Annotated in this window: 9 protein-coding genes and 2 pseudogenes; 4 read left to right on the forward strand and 7 right to left on the reverse strand. The window is 69.4% G+C overall.

What is annotated here, in order from left to right; translation table 11 throughout:
* Window positions 1-54: 54 nt before the first annotated feature.
* The 3 genes and pseudogenes from JL475_RS31840 to JL475_RS31850 form a co-directional block, all read right to left on the reverse strand.
* Window positions 55-345, reverse strand: coding sequence for a hypothetical protein (locus JL475_RS31840; protein ID WP_202281557.1), 291 nt, complete (start codon window positions 343-345; stop codon window positions 55-57).
* 194 nt (window positions 346-539) lie between these two features.
* A complete protein-coding gene (locus JL475_RS31845; RefSeq protein ID WP_202281559.1) occupies window positions 540-1,097 on the reverse strand; it encodes an XRE family transcriptional regulator in 558 nt (185 codons plus the stop codon).
* 12 nt (window positions 1,098-1,109) lie between these two features.
* Window positions 1,110-1,475, reverse strand: a pseudogene (locus JL475_RS31850) (transcriptional regulator); the annotation flags it as partial.
* On the opposite strand from JL475_RS31850, the pseudogene JL475_RS31855 reads away from it, so the two are divergent.
* A pseudogene (locus JL475_RS31855) lies at window positions 1,460-1,873 on the forward strand (transposase); the annotation flags it as partial. The pseudogenes JL475_RS31850 and JL475_RS31855 sit on opposite strands and share 16 nt — an antisense overlap.
* A gap of 19 nt (window positions 1,874-1,892) precedes the next feature.
* On the opposite strand, the gene JL475_RS31860 reads toward JL475_RS31855, so the two are convergent.
* Window positions 1,893-3,296, reverse strand: a complete 1,404-nt coding sequence (locus JL475_RS31860; RefSeq protein WP_202281561.1) for a serine/threonine-protein kinase — start codon at window positions 3,294-3,296, stop codon at window positions 1,893-1,895.
* A 609-nt stretch (window positions 3,297-3,905) separates the two neighbouring features.
* Complete coding sequence (locus JL475_RS31865; RefSeq protein ID WP_202281596.1) at window positions 3,906-4,325, reverse strand: hypothetical protein; 420 nt, start codon at window positions 4,323-4,325, stop codon at window positions 3,906-3,908.
* A 221-nt stretch (window positions 4,326-4,546) separates the two neighbouring features.
* Between JL475_RS31865 and JL475_RS31870 the strand changes: the two genes are divergently transcribed.
* From JL475_RS31870 to JL475_RS31880, 3 genes are all read left to right on the forward strand, one after another.
* Window positions 4,547-4,819 carry a hypothetical protein gene (locus tag JL475_RS31870; RefSeq protein WP_202281563.1) on the forward strand — a complete coding sequence of 91 codons (273 nt, stop codon included), beginning with the start codon at window positions 4,547-4,549 and terminating at the stop codon, window positions 4,817-4,819.
* Window positions 4,820-5,318: 499 nt separating this feature from the next.
* Window positions 5,319-7,100, forward strand: a complete 1,782-nt coding sequence (locus JL475_RS31875; protein WP_202281564.1) for a histidinol-phosphate aminotransferase family protein — start codon at window positions 5,319-5,321, stop codon at window positions 7,098-7,100.
* Window positions 7,097-7,900: a phosphatidate cytidylyltransferase gene (locus JL475_RS31880; protein ID WP_202281566.1), complete on the forward strand. Its 804-nt coding sequence runs from the start codon at window positions 7,097-7,099 to the stop codon at window positions 7,898-7,900. The genes JL475_RS31875 and JL475_RS31880 overlap by 4 nt, the downstream gene beginning before the upstream one ends.
* Window positions 7,901-8,299: 399 nt before the next feature.
* Here the strand turns inward: JL475_RS31880 and JL475_RS31885 are convergent, their stop codons facing one another.
* The gene (locus JL475_RS31885) at window positions 8,300-10,690 is read right to left on the reverse strand and encodes a proprotein convertase P-domain-containing protein (RefSeq protein ID WP_307825210.1); all 2,391 of its coding nucleotides are present in this window, start codon (window positions 10,688-10,690) and stop codon (window positions 8,300-8,302) included.
* Window positions 10,691-10,823: 133 nt separating this feature from the next.
* A complete protein-coding gene (locus tag JL475_RS31890; protein ID WP_202281568.1) occupies window positions 10,824-12,437 on the reverse strand; it encodes a phospholipase A2 in 1,614 nt (537 codons plus the stop codon).
* Between the last annotated feature and the right edge of the window lie 540 nt (window positions 12,438-12,977).

The raw sequence follows: 12,977 nt of genomic DNA on the forward strand, positions 1-12,977 counted from the left end.
CGACCAGCACGAGGAGACGGTCAACGACTCACACCAGCCCCGTGACCAGCGCCTTCAAGATGGCGGATCTTCATTGAGTGGCGGCATTGAGGCCTGGCCCACGCTCTTCTCGCTGCTGCTCTCCTCATAGGGAGGCCAGGCTCTCTGCGCGAGGCGGTCAGCTGTGGCTTTGGCGTCGAAGTAGCGCCAGGCGGAGCGCACCTGAATGCCAAGCCACTCGGAGACGGCGGTGATCTGCTGCTCGATGGTGCCCGCCACGGTCGCCGGCGAGAGGGTCACCCCACGGTGCGCCAGCTCGGTGAGCGTCTGGAAACGGCTTCCTTGAACGCCCTGGTTGCTCCGCACGAACGGCATCGTAGGCGCGCTGGAGCAGCCGTCAGACGGCTTCGCCCGCATTGGGCCGGCGCAGGGTGCCCAGGGGCGACCGGGGTGTCGCAGCGTCGTTGGACAGGACATCGTGTGCATGCACATTCGCCCCCGCGGATACGCGAGCGAACCCCGGACCATGTCGGTCCGGGTGTGGTCGGGGCGCGCGGCTGCTACAGGTCGAACTCCAGGTGCTCGATGTCTGTGAACCGGACCTCCTCCAGGGAGCCGGCGCGGCGGCCGCCGTCCTGGAAGTACACCTCCTTGAGCGCTTCGGCCGCGATCTCCTTGAGCTCACGGTCGCCGGCACCTTGCTCCTGGGCGTCGAAGAGGCGGGCGGCGTACTGCGGCGGCAGCGCCACGGTCAGGTGCCGAAGGCGGCCCTCGTCCGTGGAGCCGATCGGCGCGGTGTAGCCGATCCGGGCCCGGGTGTCGATGACGATCCCGCCCGTGGTCGCCGCCTTCTGCCGGGCCTTGACCCGGATCTGCGGCTGCCACCGCTTGGTCACCTCGCGCTCCAGGCGCGCGGCGAGGTCCGGGCGGGGCTTTTTGATCTGGTCCTTCACGTACCGCTCCACGGTGCGCTGGGAGATCCGCAGCAGCTGGGCGACCACCCTGGTGCCCTTCATCTGCTTGACCAGGTACCGCATCTGCGCACCCGCGCTCTTGGGCGCCGGGCGGGTGAACGCCTTCTGCACCGCGGCGTCCAGGCCGTCCCCGAACAGGCTCATCGTGGTCTGCTCCTACTCTCCGTTGTCGACGTCGGTGACGGTGCCGTCCTTGATGTACCGGGCGAGGTTGAGCTCCGGGGCGTCGAACCGCTCGCGGACCTCCTCGCCGCACAGCACGCTCTGGGTGCCTTCGTGCTTGACCAGGCCCGGGTTGACGCCGAGCTTGAAGCCGCCGGGCAGCGGCCTGCCGCCGGAATAGGGCACGAAGTCCAGCGGGCTGGTGCCGTCGGCCGCGTACACGACGCAGTCGGACAGGACCGCGACCGGGTACTGACCGGTGAACGCCGCATGCTTGACGATCTTGCGGTGCAGGTTGATCCGGGTGCGGGAGATGACCGCCGCGCGGATGTCCGGCCGCCACGTCGGCCGGGCAGCGCGGAGACTCGCCGCAGTTCGAACCCGTGCTGGAGAAGGTCCGCGTGCCCCGCCTCGGGTCGGGCCGACCGCGCGTGCGTCCCGATCGAGTGCGCGCCGACAAGGCGTACGCCTCCCGCACCGACCGCGCCTACCTGCGGCGCCGCGGCATCCGCTGCACCATCCCGGACAAGGCCGACCAGGCCCGCAACCGCCAGAAACGCGGCTCGCGCGGCGGCCGGCCACCGAAGTACGACCCACAGGACTACAAGGCCCGGCACGCGGTCGAACGCCTGATCAACAAGCTGAAGGCGTGGCGCGGGATCGCCACCCGCTACGACAAGACCCCCGAGAGCTACCTCGCCGGACTCCACCTGCGTGGAGCCGTCATCTGGATCCGCAGCCTTCAACCAGCACCATGATCACGACTCCGTACACGCCCTAGTCGGTTTCCCCGACCACGGATGCGAGGTGATCGAGGAGCCGGTCGAACTCGGGGGTACTGGTGAACTCCTGGTGCTTCTCGGCGTCGGCGAGTTCGTGCCGGATGTCGCGGACCCGTTTGCGTACGTCCTTGGTCTTGTCCTTCCCCTTCTCTCTGCCCTCAGCCAGCTTGTCCCGGGCTTGGGAGACCTTGTGTTCCAGATCGTCGGCGAGGTGCGGGTCGAGCCGACCTTCGCCGGCGGCCGTGCTCAGCTCCTGGGACACCCGGCCGAGCAGCACCCCGGGGTCGTTGGACAACGCTGCGGGTGTGTCGACGGCAGCGGACGGGCTCGGCGGAGGAGAAGCACCTGAAGCAGCGGGCGATGAGGAAGCGGGGTCGGCGGCGGCCACCTGTGCGGAGTCCGGCTGGAAGAGGAGGTATCCCGCGGTCGCGAGGGCGGCCGCTGCGAGTCCCGAGACGGCGACCGTACGCGACCGGGAGTCACGCCTGCGGGATCGTCGTGTGGCAGGAGCCGGCAGCACAGCCGTGCGCCCCACCGCGGCGGCCGGTCGTGAGGACGACGGCGGTGTGGGCTGCGCCGTCGCGGCCGCGCTCGACCTTCCCGGAGCAGACAGCCAGTTGGCGACCTGTTCGGCGCCGGGGCGCGCTTCCGGTTCCTTGGCGAGCAGCGCCAGGACGAGTTGTTCGAGCTCCGCCGGAAGCTCCACGCCCATGCCGCGCGGAGGTGAGGGCAGCTCCTGGACGTGCTGGTAGAGCAGTGCGGTCGGGGTGTCCGCGCGGAAGGGCGGGTATCCCACCAGGAGCTCGTACAGGACGCAGCCGAGGGCGTACATGTCGGAGGCCGGGCCGGCGTCCTTTCCGAGGGCTCGTTCCGGGGCGAGGTAGGAGACGGAGCCCACGATCATGCCCGCGCTGGTGAGCCCGGCCGCCGTGTCGTCGGCGAGGCGGGCGATACCGAAGTCCACCACCTTGACCGTGCCGTCGGCGGCGAGCAGGAGGTTGGCGGGCTTGATGTCGCGGTGGATGACGTTCTGCCGGTGTGCGGCGGCCAGGCCTGAGGCGATCTGGCCGCCGATGGCGGCCACCTCGCGCGGTGTGAGCGCCCCCGCCGAGGCCAGCCGGTCGGCCAGGCTGTGCCCCTGGACGATTTCCATGACCAGGTACAGACGGTCGTCGGCCTGGCCGAAGTCGTAGATGGCGACGATATTGGGGTGGCTCAGGCGAGCGGTCGTCTGCGCCTCCTGCCGGAAGCGGGCCGCGGCCGACGGGTCGATGCCGCCGGCCAGGAGCAGCTTGACCGCGACCGGACGGCCAAGGACCTCGTCTCGCGCGCGCCAGACCTCGCCCATCCCCCCTCGGCCGAGAAGCTCCTCGAGCCGGTACCGAGCCGCCAACAGCACGCCGAACACCCTCCAAGTGGACTGCCAGGACCGAACCCTGCCAGGCCGGGCACCAGGGTTCCTCTCGCTCGCGCGATGAGATACCGCCCGGTCAGGGGCAGCGACCGTGCGGTAGCCGGACCGCCGGCGCACACCGGCGGGGTCCCATTTCCAAGATCGCAGCAGGCTATCAGGACCCCGCCCGCCGGTTCGACCGAGCGAGCACGGAGAGTGACGTCTTGCCCACGTGTCAGGGGTGCGGATGCCCGCATCCGGGCGCCCTGCCACGTGTGGGGCGCCCAGGCCGGCCTTTCGAGCAGGGGCAGACCCGCCACGGGGGTTAACCGGATCTGCCCCTGCACGTCGGCGCCCGCGAGCCTCCCCCCGGAGTGCAGACGCCTGACCCCGCCCGGGGTCACTCCGTACAGCGCGCCATGGAACCGAAGTGTCACAGGTGACGGTGGATGGTCGCGAGGTCAACACCCTCGTGAAGAGCGCCTCTACCAACGTCACAGCCATGACACGAAGCGTGCACGCCCCGAGCGACGCGACCTGCTGACGATGGCGGCCAGGTCTCCTTCCCCGAGGATGCGCGCCGGGCGTGGCGGCTCGCCGATGCCGGCCGTGTGCTCAGCGCGTGCCGGTCGTCGCCGTGCTGTAGGCGTACAGGGCGACGACGCCGACCACGCAGGCGAGGATCGTCCAGGAGACGAGGCTCGTCCGTTTCCCCTTCCGCCCGGGCCGTTGCGGCTTCCCGGGCCGCTGGGTCCGGCCGGGTGCCGCCGGGGCGGGTGGTGCGGCGTCGGCGGCGGTCGCGGCGAGCAGGCGGCGGCAGGCCGCGGCGAGCTCGCCGGTGCCGGCACGGAGCGGTACGAGGGTCTCCGAACGCGCCGGAGCGGTGGTGCCGCCGTCGAGGATGCGGCCCGCCCGGAGCAGGATTTCGTCCCGGCGGCCCGAGGGGGCCAGGCTGATCCAGCGCTGCACATGCTCTCCACGGATGACCACTCCCCCGGCCCGGTCCCGGTACACGGTGTGCCGGCGCCAGAGCATGTCTGCCAACTGCGTTGCGGTTTCTCTCAGTTGGGTGCTCAAGACCCGTCCCCCAGAGCCGTACGGTCAAGCGAACGGGAATCGTACTCCAGCGTCTCTGTGTCGCTCGGGGCGGCCCGGAATGGGGTGATGTGGTCCGTGCAGGCAGGGCACACGGAGCGGCGCCGGGGTCGTGGTGGGCCGGCAGGTTCCGTCGACGTGCAACTGACAGGAGATTGGCTGTGACCGGCTGGACTCCACCGCCGCTCGGCGATCCCCGTGAACAACTTCCCGACCATCTGCTCGCCCTGATCCCAAAACGCCCGTACCTGTCCACCGCCTGCCAAGCCGCCCAAGACTTCGAGGCGGCGGCCACCGCACACCCCGAACAGGTCGGCGAGCTGACCCGGTGGCGGGACCGAATGCGTGCCCGCTGCCGCGTCGACAACAAGTTCACCGGCCGACTGTGTGTAGCGGCACACCACCAGGAGACCTCCACCCGCATCCGGGAGTAGCCGTGACCGTCGTCGGCTTCGACTTCGGGAGCGGCCGGCCACAGCGGCCCCGCCTCTCGCTCCGAGGTGGTGGGGCGTTGCGGTGTGCGCACGCCGCCAAGCGCCTATGGCCAGTACAGCTTGGCGTCCTCGGCGCACCGCGGAGCGGCGGGCCGTGCTGGCGGAGCTGGGCATGGAATGGGCATAGGCAGATCGCGTACCGCACGACAACAGGGGCGCAGCCGCCGGACGCGCCCCAATCGCCGTGTGGGTGGGGTCTCTTGCGCTTGGCTGAGAAACGGGAGGCCTGGATCGGATACCGATGACCTGCGTCTGATGCGATTGCTGCAGCACGTGGGGCAGCGAGTTGTGATCGCTCCGCGAACCTCCCTGGACGAAGCACGCGGGTGGCAACTGCGCCTGAGTAAAGGTACTCAGGCGGGTTGCGTCGCTCGGCCCTGGCGCGGCCGGTCCAGGTTGCCCACCATCAAGTGCTCCCCCATGTCGAGAGAGGATTCCTATGGGCCGTGACCTGCTGCAGCTGCGCCCCGCTACTCCGGAGGATCTGGAGTGGATCTACGAACTGCGTCACCGGGTGTACGCACAGGAGCTGGGCCAGCATGCGCCGGATCCGGCCGGGCGGCTTCGCGACGGGCTGGACGGCGACAACGTCTACCTGGTCGCGGCGCGAGGAGCGGCCCGCATCGGCTTCGTCAGCCTGACTCCGCCCTGGTCGGGGCGGTACGCGCTGGAGAAGTACCTGACCCGTGACGAGCTGCCGCTGCTGACCGAAGACGACCTGTTCGAGGTGCGCATCCTCACCGTTGAGCCGCGCTGGCGGGCCACCGCGGCGGCGCCCCTGCTGATGTGGGCGGCGCTGCGCTGGATCGCCGCCCGGGGCGGTCGCCGGGTGGTGGCGATGGGGCGTACCGAGCTGCTCGACATGTACCTGGCCGTCGGCCTGCGCCCGGTCGGCCGCACCGTTCACAGCGGTGCTGTGACGTTCGAGGTGCTGACCGGCAGCGTGACCGAGCTGACGAAGCTCGCGCTGGACCGGTACGGCACCACGCTGGAGCGTCTGCGGTCCGTGGTGGACTGGCGGCTGGACATGGCGTTCGCCCCCCGGCCGGACGGCTGCGAACACGGCGGCGCCTCGTTCACCGCCATCGGCGCGGACTTTCGTACCCTGCACCGGCGCCAGCACATCGTCGCGGCCGACGTGCTGGACGCCTGGTTCCCGCCGGCCCCCGGGGTGCGGGCGGCGCTCGCGGACGACCCGGCCTGGGCCGCCCGCACCTCGCCGCCGACCGGCGCCGAGGGCCTGCTGGCGGACATCGCCACGGCCCGGGCGCTGCCGATAGAAACGCTCGCGGTGGGCGCCGGCTCGTCCGACTTGATCTACAGGGCGTTCGGCCAGTGGCTGACCCCGGAGAGCCGGGTGCTGCTGACAGACCCGTGCTACGGCGAGTACGCCCACGTCACGGAGCGGGTGATCGGCTGCCGGGTGGACCGGTTCCGGTTGCGCCGCGAGGAGGGCTGGCGGATCGATTCGGACCGGCTGTCCGCAGCCGTGACATCCGGCCGCTACGACCTCGTGGTGGTGGTCAACCCGAACAACCCGACCGGACGCCACGCGCCGGCCGCGGAGCTGCGCTCGCTGATCGCCGCCGCGCCGGCCCGCACCCGGTGGTGGATCGACGAGGCATACCTGGGCTATGCCGGCCTGACCGAGTCGCTTGCCGGCCTCGCCGCAACGGACCCGCGGGTGGTCGTCTGCACCTCACTGTCCAAGATGTACGCGCTGTCCGGCCTGCGGGCCGCATACCTGGTGGCCGAGCCGGCCACCGCGGCACAGCTGCGCCGATGGACCCCGCCCTGGCCGGTCAGCCTCCCGGCGCAGCTGGCCGCCGTGGCGGCCCTGCGCGACCCGGCGTACTACAACGACTGCTGGCTCCGCACCCACGCGCTGCGTCGGCAACTGGCCACCGACCTGGCAGGGTTGGACAAGTCCGTGGTGGTCGAGGAGGCCGTGGCGAACTTCCTCACCGTGACCCTGCCGTCCGGGGGGCCGAGTGCCGCGCACCTGGTGAACGAGTGCCGCCGCCACGACGTGTACCTGCGCGACCTGTCGCCGCTGTCGCCGCAGTACCAGGGGCGCACCGTGCGCATCGCGGTGAGGGACACCGCCGAGAACGCGCGCATCGTGGCCGCGTGCCGGGCCGCCCTGGACGTGCTGCGGCCGGGTCCGTCCTCGCTCGTTGCGATACCTGCGGGCGTTCCGGCCGCCGGATCCGCTCGATGATCACCGTGGCCTCCCTGGCGCCCTACCTCGGCGGGGCGCTGGTGCTGGGTGGCATCGCGGTGGCAGCCTCCCGGCGCCGTGAGCTGCTGATCCGGTGGTGTGCCTGGGCGGTCGGGGTGCCACTGGTCACCGGGGCGTTCTGGTGGGGCCGCCCGGGCGCCGCCGCCATCGCCATCCTGGTCGGGGTGATCGCGGTGATGGAGTTCGGCGGGCTGATGCGGCTGGGCCGGGCAGACCGGCTGGTGTTGGCCGCGGCGGTGACCGGCGTGGTGCTGGCCGCCTGGCTGGCGCCCGACCAGGTGCTCCGGGTGGTCGCGATCGGGGCGCTCGCGGTGGCCGCGGTGCCGCTCCTGGCCGGCGATGCCGGCACTGGCCTGCACCGGCTCGGTGCCGGCCTGCTCGGGCTGGCCTGGCTGAGCGTGCTGGCCGCGTTGGTGCCGCTCGGGGCGAGCGCGCTGGCGCTGTTCGTGGCGGTCTCGATCGCCGACATCGTGGCGTACTTCGCCGGTCAGGGGCTCGGCGGGCCGCGACTGTCGCCACTGTCACCGGCCAAGCGGTGGAGCGGCACTGTGGCCGGGGCCGCGGCCGGCCTCGCCGTGCTCGCCGTGCTGTCTGTTTTGAGCTGGCCGATGGCGATCGCGGTGGCGGTGGGCGGCCCGGCCGGCGACCTTCTCGAATCCATGATCAAAAGAGGTGCGCGGGCCAAGGACGCCGGCCGCTGGCTGCCCGGCTCCGGCGGGCTGCTGGACAGGATCGATTCGCTGCTCATCGCGCTGGCCGTCCTGCTCGTCCTGCGCTGACCTGTGAGGCCAGCCGACTCACACCGACAAAGGGCCGGCTGCCGTCCCGGGGCGGCGTGCGGGCCGGGGCCCGAGGCCCGCGCAGGTTCCGGCACGCGGTCTGCGATGAAGGCCAGCGAGGTCGCGCCACTGGGTGCCGCGAACGAGCGAGATGGGTGACAGGCGAACGCGACTCATGTTCGTGGCTCTTCGGCTTTGGTGGTCTTGATCACCAGGAATCCCGTTCGTCGTTTCCAGTCAGGTGAGTCTTTCCGATCGACCGCACCAGGGCGCATCACTCATCTCGCGATCTGAAAGCGCATCGGCTTTGGCACCTTGAGCATTCAGAATTCCGGGCAGATCCTCCAATGCCGCGGCCCCCGGTGGGGGGTACCGGAGGCCGCGGCGCAGGGAGATGGCTCAGAACGCCAGGGTCCAGCCGTTGAGGGTGCCCGTGGCACCCTGGGAGATGTCCTCGATGTAGAGCTTCCAGGTGCCGTTCGCCGGGGAGGCGCTTGCGTCGACGGTGTAGATCTGCTGGATGGTGCCGCCACCCTCCGTCGCGGAGTCTGGTTTCACCAGGTACAGCTTGCCGTCCGGATCGACGAGATGGATCTCCAGGTCACCGCGCCACTCGTGCGTGGCGTCCACGTACACCTTCAGCTTCTTCGGCGCGGCTCCGGTGATCCCGCTGACGGTGACCGGCGACTCCAGCACTCCGGGGTCGGGCAGGCTGTGCCGGGTCTGGTTCTCGTACGAGGGGAACGTCAGCGACCATCCGTTGAGGGTGCCGGTGGAGCCGTCGGATGCATCCCGGACCTGGAGCTTCCAGGCACCGTCCGCCGGGGAGGCGCTGGCATCGATGGCGTACGTGGCCTTGATGTCGCCGCCGTCCTCCGTCTCGGACGTCGACTTGATCGGATATGACGTGCCGTCGGGAGCGACCAGGTCGATACTCACGTCGCCGCGCCACTCGTGGGTGACGTCCACGTACACCTGCAGCGCCGCGGGCGCGTTGCCGGGGAAACCGGACACGGTGATCTCGGAGGTGACGGTGCCCGGGTCCGGGATGGCGAAGGAACCGGTCTTCTTGAACGGGGTGGGGAACGTCAGTGACCAGTCTGTAAGCGTGCCGGTGGCGCCCGCGGAGGTGTCCTGGACCTGGAGCGTCCAAGTGCCGTTGGCGGGGGCGGCGCTGGCATCGACTGTATAGGTAGTGCTGATGGTGCCGCCGTCTTCCGTCTCGGACGTCGTTTTCAGCGGGTACAGCTTGCCGTTCGGGTCGGCCAGGGAGATCTTCAGGTCGCCGCGCCACTCATGCGTGGCTTCCACGTGCACCTGGAGGTTCTTCGGCGCGTTGCCGGGGATGCCAGTCACAGTGATCGGCGACTGAGCCGTTCCCGGATCGGGGATGGTGTAGTCCGTGTTGTTGACGATCATTGAAGGCCGGGGCTTGGCGGCCGGCTCGGGCTCCGGATTGGGCTGCGTCCCGTCCAGCGCCGCGCCGATGTCGATACGCGGGGTGCTGGCGCCGGTGTAGGTGATGCTCTTCCCGGTGGACTCCAGAAGCGACTCGAGTTCCCCGATGCTCTTGGTCGGGAACGCCTCGCGGAGGATCGCGAAGCCACCAGCCACATGTGGCGCGGCCATGGAGGTGCCGTTCTTCAGGGCGTAGCCGTCACCGGGCATGGAGGAGACGATGCCCGTGCCGGGGGCGAGGACGTCCAGCAGCGCGCCACGGTTGCCGAACGAGGACAGTTGGTCGTCGTCGGTGGTGGAGCCGACCGCGATGGCGGAGGAGATGCAGGCGGGTGCGCTGACCGCGTCGCCGTAGCCGTTGTTCCCGGACGCGACCACGGTGGCGACACCGGCGTTGAACAAGTTGTCGATGGCAAGTTTGCGCGGGTCCGTCTCGCAGGCAGCAGCGTACCGTCCGCTGCCGAGGCTCAAGTTGGCCGCGACCACCGGGGTTCCGGACTGACGGAGCTGCAGCACCTTCTCCAGCGCCGCGATCTGAGCGCTGGTGAAGCTGAGCACGCAGGGTGCGGCACCGGGACCGCAGAAGTCCTCGGAGGCGAACTTGCTGAAGATCTGGATGGCGACGATGTCGGCGCCGGGGGCGACACCTCGCGCGGGGGCTCTGGCGATGCCGGTGCCGTCGCCCGCGGCGATACCGGCCACATGGGTTCCGTGGGAACAGGCGGCGATGGTCGCGCATGCTCCGGTCTCGGAGTCTGCGGTGCCGGGACCCTCCTGTGCCGCGGTGTCGTTCGGGCACAGGCTGGTTGCGGAGTAATCATCGTCGATCGGCGAGAAGCACGCCTCGGCGATGATCCGGTCCTGCAGGAACGGATGCTCGGTGGCGACGCCGGTGTCCAGGACGGCGATCGCGCTGCCCGCGCCAGTCATGCCCGCTGTGGCGGCCTGGGCACCACCGATGAGGGGGACACTCTCGTCCAGGGCTGGCGGTACCGGTACATCTTCAGTGACGCTGACTACGCCCGGCTGGGCGGCCAGTTCGTCCAGACCGCTTCTGGCAACCTTGAGGGTGATCACCGGCAGGGTGTCGAAGGACTGCAGCGTGTCACCGGCCTCTGCCGCGTCGGCCAGGTCGGTGCGGCTCTCGGTGACGACGTTGACGCGGACGGTGCCGCCGTCGGCGGTCTCGTCGTACAGTGGCGGGTCGATCGGGTCGCTGGTCGTTCCGGCTGCTGTGGTAGTGCTCAGCGGCGCGGCCGCGTGGGCCGGTAGCGCACCGAGGGACGCGGTGATCACTGCCGTGATGACCGCAGACCATATCGGTCTCTTCACTTCTTCTCCGTCAGAAGTGCGGGCATGCTGATGCCCGCGGATGGGCGCGAAGCCGAAGGCCGGATGGTGAGACGTACCGCCATCCGGCCTTCATGCCTGAGTCGCATTGCTCGTCAGAAGGTGCGCTCGAGGGTCAGGTTGCCTTCGCGCCGTTCTTCGCCCGGCCGACCACCGCCACCGCCGCGTAGTACACATTGGCGGTGGAGCGGCAGATGCTCTTGAAGCGGTAGCCGCTGCAGGTCTTGGTGTAGAGCGAGGCCCAGAAGACACTGTCCACGTTGAGGCCCTTGTTGCGGGACAGGTACTTGTAGTAGCCCTTGTACGAGTTGCCGATGGTGCCGTAGCCGTAGTCGTGCTGGTCGCAGGCGGGGCGGAAGTCGTAGCCGAGCGGCCTGTCCGGAGCGCTGGTGCAGTGGTCGTGGTTGATGCCGCGCACCTTGGTGCCGTTCGGCAGCCTCTTCCACGACGGGGAGTGCCAGCCGTAGTGCGCCACCTTGGTGGTGCAGCCCGACTTCGTGTAGTACATCCAGCTCGTCGCGGTGTTGCAGTACGACGGGTACGACTGCGGCCCCGAGATCTCGTCGTCGAGGAACTCAGCGGGGGCCGGTGGGTCGGTGAGGGTGAAGTCCGGGCTCGGCGCGTCGCCCTCGACCGGAGCACCTGGGGTCGGTACGTCCCCGCCGGTGGAGGTCGCACTCGGCAGGGCGGACCCGGCCGAGAAGTCGAGGTGCCAGCTGCCGTTAGTCGGCGAGGTGAGGTCGGACAGCCGGTCGGTGGCGTCGTAGTCGTACGTGGCCTCCGGCTCACTGGACTCGGTCGGGTCGGTCACGGTGCGCAGCAGGCCAGAGGAGTCGTACGCGTACTGGGCGAGGGTCTGCGTGGTGGCACCCTCTGTGACAGTGATCTCCTTGACCTGGCCCGCGTAGTCACCGACGGAGGAGGACGTGGCCGTGGTCGCGTCCGCGTAAGTGACCGTGGTGGACGTCTCCAGCTTGTCGCCGAAGGCCGGATTCGTGATCTCGGCGACGCGTCCCTGGGCGTCGTACTCGACGGCGGTGGCGTAGATGTTGCTGCCGACGTCCGTGACACGCCAGGTGTCGGCGCCTGAGCCGGCCTGCTCCCACTCGTAGGTGGGTTTGAGGTCCGCTGCCGGGATCTGCTGGCCGGACTCGTCGGTGAAGGTGTCGTCACCTTCCACCGTCGTGGTGAGGTCCACGCCTATGACCTCGACGATGGAGGTCTCCAGGGCCCCCATCGCGTCGTTCCACCTGGAGGTCTCGGTGATCTGAGACCCGTCCGCGGTCACGTACTTCTTCACGCCGCCACCACTGGGATAGTCGACGCTGGACTTGAGGTTGTACTGGAGCGTCTCGTTCACACCGAGGTCGGTCACCAGGATGGTGTCGCCCCGCTGCTCCAGCTTCCGGTTGAGCTGACCGCCGACGAACTCGGCTTCCCAACTGGGGCCGAAGACCCCCATGTCGGCACGGGTGTCCGGGGCGTCCTCCGGCGAGGCGACGCCGTCGGCCTGCACACTCACCGAGTGCCGGCGGTTGATGAGAACGCTGGGCACATCGGTCTCGGTGACCTCGAAGGACTGGGTCTCGGAGAGGTACATGCCGGGGCCGACATCCTGAATCGTTCCTTCAGCCAGCGGCTGGTCGACGGTCTCCGCCGCTAACGCCTGCTGCGGAAGCAGCAGCGAGAGGCTGACCACGGCAGCCACAGACAGCGCAGTTCTGCGCACAAGTACCCCCTCATGAAGATCTCTTGAAAGATCGCCAGGTAACGTAAAGCCCCTGTAAGTGTTTCCACAAGTACATATGAAAAGAAGGCAAGAGTCCTGATTGGTTGCAGTGGCAAAAGATCACCAACTGGCGCGGGTGGAGAGGGTTCCACGCTCACGTGCGGCGCGCGACCCGACTCAAGGTTGCGCCCATGGTGGGGTTACTCGTCCCGCTGTCCGCTTCTCGCGGCCTCCACGGTTCACGCCCGTGAAGCATGGATCGTGGCCGCAAGTTGATGTGAGCATGATCACTTGAGGCGTCCTGCAGTGAACCGCTAGCATCAAAATATGCCAAAAGATTACAAAAGAGGACTCATCTCCAGTGTGTCGGAGGGGTTGAAGTCCGCTCGACTGGCACTCAGAGCCCTCTTGTGGGGCATCGCCATCACGCTGACGGCAATAACTGCCTGGATCGTCTGGGTGATTGTCATGTCGGGTGGCGGGCTTACGCTCGCGGTGTTCGTCCTGGTGCTCGCCGTTCCGTGGCCGCTGCTCTACTTC

Origin of the sequence: Streptomyces sp. M2CJ-2 (assembly GCF_016757295.1) — a bacterium.
Taxonomy (GTDB): domain Bacteria; phylum Actinomycetota; class Actinomycetes; order Streptomycetales; family Streptomycetaceae; genus Streptomyces.